The sequence below is a fragment of the Streptomyces capparidis genome, from assembly GCF_054782095.1.
The window spans coordinates 1-6,349 of the sequence record NZ_BAAGTD010000111.1; the positions used below are offsets into that span (position 1 = coordinate 1).

Sequence of the window (6,349 nt, forward strand, 5' to 3'; positions counted from 1 at the left end):
GAGGCCGGTTCCGGTGCGGTGTTCGTGTTTCCGGGGCAGGGGTCGCAGTGGTTGGGGATGGGGCGGGGTCTGCTTGCGTCGTCTCCTGTGTTTGCGGCTCGGTTGGCAGAGTGTGAGTCTGCTCTGCGGCCGTTCGTTGACTGGTCGTTGGGTGAGGTGCTGGCCGGGGACGATGACGCCTGGTTGGGGCGGGTGGATGTCGTTCAGCCCGTGCTGTGGGCCGTGATGGTGTCGGTCGCGGCGGTGTGGGAGTCGTTGGGTGTTGAGCCTGCGGCTGTCATCGGCCATTCGCAGGGTGAGATCGCGGCCGCTGTGGTGGCTGGCGCCTTGAGCCTGGAGGACGGGGCGCGGGTTGTCGCGTTGCGGTCGGCGGCGATCCGTGAGGAGTTGGCCGGTCGGGGCGGGATGCTGTCGATCGCCACCGGCGCCGATCAGGTGGAGACCTGGTTGAAGGCGTATGAGGGCCGGGTGTCGGTGGCGGTGTTCAACGGCCCTGCCGCCACCGTCGTCGCCGGTGAGCCTGCGGCGTTGGAGGAGATCGCGGCCACCGCTGAGGCGGCCGGGGTGCGGGCCCGGATGGTCCCGGTGGACTACGCGTCCCACTCCCCGCATGTGGAGGACATCAAGGACCGGCTCCTGGCCGCACTCGCCGATGTCTCCCCGCAGGCCGCCCGGTTGCCCCTGATCTCCACGGTCACCGGTGAGGTGCTGGACACCACCGCCATGGGCGCGGAGTACTGGTTCACCAACTTGCGGCAGCCGGTGCGCTTCACCGACGCCGTCGAACAGGCGCTCGGCCAGAGCCTGACCCGTTTCGTCGAGGTCAGTGCGCACCCGGTGCTGGTGATGGGCGTGCAGGCCATCGCCGAGGCTGCCGGGACGGAGGCTGTGGTCGTCGGCTCGTTGCGCCGTGAGGAGGACGAGCCCGCCCGGCTGATCGCCAACGCGGCCGAGCTGTGGGTGCGCGGCACCTCCGTGGACTGGACGGCCGTCTACGCCGGACGCCCCGTCCGCCCCGTTGACCTGCCCACCTACGCCTTCCAGCACCGCCGCTACTGGCTGGAGGAGCCCGCCGGTGCCTCGGACGTCGGCGGAGCCGGTCTCGCGGCCACCGAGCATCCGCTGCTGAGCGCGGCCGTCAGCCTCGCCGCCGGGGACGGTGTGGTGCTGACCGGCAGGCTGTCGGCCCGCACCCACCCGTGGCTGGCCGATCACGCCGTGGCCGGGACGGTGCTGCTGCCCGGGACCGGGTTCGTCGAGCTGGCCGTGCGGGCCGGGGACGAGGTGGGCTGCCCGCATCTGCGGGAGCTGACCCTCCAGGCCCCGCTGGTCCTGCCCGAGCGGGGTGCCGTGCAGCTCCAGGTCGTCGTCGGGGACCCCGACGAGCGGGGCGACCGCGTGGTGTCGGTGCACTCCCGCCCGGAGAGCGCCGAGCAGGACCGGCCCTGGACCCAGCACGCCGAGGGGGTGCTCACCGGCCGGGGCGGGGCCGCTCCGGACCAGGGGCTCACCGCGTGGCCGCCCGCGGGCGCGGAGGCGGTCGAGGTCGGCGGCTTCTACGCCGAGGCGGAGGCGGCCGGTTACGGCTACGGCCCGGCGTTCCAGGGGCTGAAGGCGGTGTGGCGGCGCGGCGGCGAGGTGTTCGCCGAGGTGGAGCTGCCGGAGGGGCAGCGGGGTGACGCGGGCGGGTTCGGCGTCCATCCGGCGCTGCTGGACAGCGCCCTGCACGCGATCGGCTTCGGCGCGTTCGGCGCGGAAGGGGCGCTGCGGCTGCCGTTCGCCTGGACGGACGTGTCGCTGTTCGCCGCGGGCGCGGACCGGCTGCGGGTGCGGATCGCCGCGGCCGGGGACGACGCGCTGACCGTCGATGCCGCCGACACCCTCGGGCGGCCCGTCGCCCGGGTCGGGTCGCTGGTGATGCGCCAGGTCTCCGCGCGGCAGCTCGCGGCGGCGGGCTCACCCGAGCAGGACGCGCTGTTCACGCTGGCCTGGACGCCTGTCCCGGCGGGCGCGGACGGCGCGGCGGCGGCCGGACCGGTGGTCCTCGGCGGCGGGGACTGCGGCATCGAGGCGCCGCGGTACGCCGACCTGCCGTCGCTGCTGGCCGCGTTGGACGGGACGGCGGGCGTCCCGCCGCTGGTGCTGTACGCCCCGGCCGCCGCCGAGGGCGACCTCGCCGGCGCCGCGGAGCGGACCACGGCGGCGCTCCTCGGGCTCGTCCAGGACTGGCTGGGCGAGGAGCAACTGGCCGGGTCCCGACTGGCGGTGCTGACCCGGGGCGCGGTCGCCGCGGGGGCCGGCGAGGACGTGACGGACCTGGCCGCGGCGCCCGTGTGGGGCCTGCTGCGCTCCGCGCAGTCGGAGAACCCAGGCCGCTTCCTGCTGGCCGACCTCGACCCGGACCGGGGCGCCGACTCCGGGCCCGGGGTCGCCGAGGTGCTCGCGGCGGCGTTGGCGGCCGGTGAGTGGCAGGTCGCGGTGCGGGGCGGCGAGGTGCTGGCGCCGCGCCTGGTGCGGGCCGCCTCGGCCGGCGGCGCGCTGGTGCCCCCGGCCGGTGAGCGGGCCTGGCGCCTGGACACCGCGGGCAGCGGCACGCTGGAGGGCCTGGCCCTGCTGCCCGCGCCCGAGGCCGCCGCGCCGCTGGCCGCGGGACAGGTCCGGGTGGCGGTGCGGGCCGCGGGCGTGAACTTCCGCGATGTGCTGATCGGCCTGGGCATGGTGCCGAGCCAGAAGGTGATGGGCAGCGAGGGCGCGGGCGTCGTGGTGGAGGTCGGCGAGGGCGTCACCGGCTTCGCGCCGGGCGACCGCGTCATGGGCCTGATGGGCGGCGGCCTCGGGCCGCTGGCCGTCACCGACCACCGGGTCATCGCCCCGATCCCCGGCGACTGGTCGTTCGAGCAGGCCGCCTCGGTGCCGGTGGCGTTCCTCACCGCCTACTACGGCCTGGTGGACCTGGGCGGGCTGCGGGCGGGCGAGTCCGTGCTCGTCCACGCGGGCGCCGGTGGTGTCGGCATGGCGGCGATCCAGTTGGCCCGGCACTTCGGCGTGAAGGTGTTCGCCACCGCCAGCCCCGGCAAGTGGGACACCCTGCGCTCCCTGGGCCTGGCCGAGCCGGCCATCGCGTCCTCCCGCGACCTGGAGTTCCGTACCGCGTTCAAGGCCGCGACCGGCGGCGCCGGAGTCGATCTCGTGCTGAACTCCCTCGCCAAGGAGTTCGTGGACGCCTCGCTCGAACTGCTGCCGCGCGGCGGCCGGTTCCTGGAGATGGGCAAGACCGACCAGCGCGACCCCGCGCAGGTCGCGGGCGAGCACCCCGGGGTCGCCTACCGGGCGTACGACCTCGGCGAGGCCGGGCCGGAGCGGATCGGCGCGATGCTCACCGAGATCCTGGACTTGTTCGCAAGCGGGGAGCTGACGCCGCTCCCGGTCACGACATGGGACGTGCGGCGGGCCCCCGAGGCGTTCCGCCACATCAGCCAGGCCCGGCATGTGGGCAAGGTCGTGCTGACGATGCCGCGTGCCCTGGACCCGGACGGGACGGTGCTGGTCACCGGCGGGACGGGGACGCTGGGCTCGCTGCTGGCCCGGCACTTGGTCGTCGAGCACGGGGTGCGGCACCTGCTGCTGACGAGCCGCTCCGGCCCGGACGCGCCGGGGGCGGCGGAGCTGGTGGCCGAACTCGCGTCGTCGGGAGCCCGAGCGGAAGTGGTGGCCTGCGACGCCGCCGACCGCGACCGGCTCGCCGCCGTCCTGGCCGCCATCCCCGACGACCGCCCCCTCACCGGTGTCGTCCACGCCGCGGGCGTCCTCGCCGACGGCATGATCGCCTCCCAGACCCCGGACCGGCTCGCCCACGTGTGGCGGCCCAAGGTGGACGCCGCCGTCAACCTGCACGACCTCACCCGCGACACCGACCTGGCCATGTTCGCCCTGTACTCGTCGATCGCTGGCGTCGTCGGCGGGCTCGGCCAGAGCAACTACGCCGCCGCCAACGTGTTCCTGGACGCCCTCGCCCACCACCGCCGCGCCCACGGCCTGCCCGCGACCTCCCTCGCCTGGGGCCTGTGGGAGGAGACCAGCGCCATGACCGGCCACCTCGGCCGGGGCGACCGGGGCCGGGCGAGCCAGGACGGGGTCCTGCCGATCGCGTCGGCGGACGGGCTCGCCCTGTTCGACGCCGCCCACCGCGCCGACACGGCCCTGGCCGTGCCCATCAGGTTCGACCTGGCCGCGCTGCGGGCCCGCGGCAGGTCCGCGCCGGGCAGCGTCCCGCCGCTGTTCCGCGCCCTGGTGCGCGTCACCGGCCGCACCCAGGCGTCCGGCGGCTCCGGCGCGGACGCCCCCGGCGGCCTCGCCGCGCGCCTCGCGGGCCTCAGCGGCCCCGAGCGCGAACACCTCGTGCTGGAGACCGTCCGCACCCAGGCCGCCGCCGCGCTCGGCCACGCCGACGCCGCGGCGGTCCAGCCCGGACGGCCGTTCAAGGACCTCGGATTCGACTCGCTCACCTCCGTGGAACTGCGCAACCGGCTCAACGCGGCCACCGGCCTCACCCTGGCCACCACGGTCGTCTTCGACCAGCCCACCCCGACGGCCCTGATGCGGCACATCCTCGACCGGCTCGCGCCGGGCGACGGCGCCGCGGCACCGGCGGGCGCCGGCGAACCCGAAGAGGCCGAAGTGCGCCGCGCACTCGCGGCCATCCCGCTGAAGCGGCTGCGCGACGCCGGGCTGATCGAAACCCTGCTGCGCCTGGCCGCACCCGAAGAAGAAACCGTCCCCCCGACCGACGACGATCCCATGAACGCCATCGCCGAGATGGAGGTCGACGACCTCGTTCGCATGGCCCTCGGGGACACCGACTCCTGACGACGGACCCGAGAAGACGGAGGCGTCATGACCACACCCACCGGATCCACCGGCAACCGGCCCGCGGGCAACGACAAGGTCGTCGCCGCGCTGCGCGCCTCGCTCGCCGAGGCCGAGCGGCTGCGCCGGCAGAACCAGCAGCTCCTCGCGGCGGCCCGCGAGCCCATCGCGATCGTCGCCATGGCCTGCCGCTTCCCCGGCGGCGTCCGGTCCCCCGAGGACCTGTGGCGCCTGGTGGACGGCGCGACCGACGCGATGTCCGGCTTCCCCGCCGACCGCGGCTGGGACCTGGACAACCTCCACGACCCGGACCCCGACCGGCCCGGCACCTCGTACGTGCGGGAAGGCGGCTTCGTCCACGACGCGGCCGAGTTCGACGCGGACCTGTTCGGCATCTCGCCGCGCGAGGCCCTGGCGATGGACCCGCAGCAGCGGCTGCTGCTGGAGACCGCGTGGGAGGTGCTGGAGCGGGCCGGCCTGGACGCCGGATCGCTGCGCGGGCGGACCGTCGGCACCTTCGTCGGCAGCGGCCACTCCGGCTACGGCACCGGCCTGAAGAAGATCCCGGAGGGCGCCGAGGGATACTCCCTGACCGGCAGCACCTCCAGCGTGGTCTCCGGCCGGGTCGCCTACACCTTCGGCTTCGAGGGCCCCGCCGTCACCATCGACACCGCCTGCTCCTCGTCGCTGGTGGCGCTGCACCTGGCGGCGCAGGCGCTGCGGCAGGGCGAGTGCGACCTCGCCCTGGCCGGCGGCGTCGCCGTCATGGCGACCCCGTTCAGCTTCATCGAGTTCAGCCGGCAGCGCGGACTCGCCGCCGACGGCCGGTGCAAGCCGTTCGCGGCGGCGGCCGACGGCACCGGCTGGGGCGAGGGCGCCGGGGTGCTGCTGCTGGAGCGCCTGTCGGACGCGCGGCGCAACGGGCACCGGGTGCTCGCCGTGGTGCGCGGCTCCGCGGTGAACCAGGACGGCGCCTCCAACGGCCTCACCGCGCCCAACGGCCCGTCCCAGCAGCGAGTGATCCGCCAAGCCCTGGCCAACGCCAGCCTGTCCGCGTCGGACGTGGACGTCGTGGAGGCGCACGGCACCGGGACGCGACTCGGCGACCCCATCGAGGCCCAGGCGCTGTTGGCCACCTACGGCCAGGACCGGGACGAGGACCGGCCGCTGTGGCTCGGCTCGATCAAGTCGAACATCGGGCACACCCAGTACGCCGCGGGTGTCGCCGGTGTGATCAAGATGGTCATGGCGATGCGGGAAGGCGTGCTGCCGCGGACGCTCCACGTGGACGAGCCGTCGCCGCACGTGGACTGGTCGGCCGGGCGCGTCGAGCTGCTGACCGAGGCCCGGCCCTGGTCCGCGCGGGACGACCGGCCACGCCGGGCCGGGGTGTCGGCGTTCGGGATCAGCGGCACGAATGCCCACGTGATCATTGAGCAGGCGCCGCAGGAGGAGCAGGCCCCGGCGGAGCAGGAGCGGGACG

At 75.4% G+C, this 6,349-nt stretch carries 2 protein-coding genes; both read left to right on the plus strand.

What is annotated here, in order from left to right:
* Positions 1-4,866: SDR family NAD(P)-dependent oxidoreductase (locus ACYVO2_RS37005; protein ID WP_461012522.1), on the plus strand; the 4,866-nt coding region annotated here is incomplete at its 5' end.
* A gap of 27 nt (positions 4,867-4,893) precedes the next feature.
* The coding region (locus ACYVO2_RS37010; protein ID WP_461012523.1) for a type I polyketide synthase at positions 4,894-6,349 on the plus strand (1,456 nt) is incomplete at its 3' end.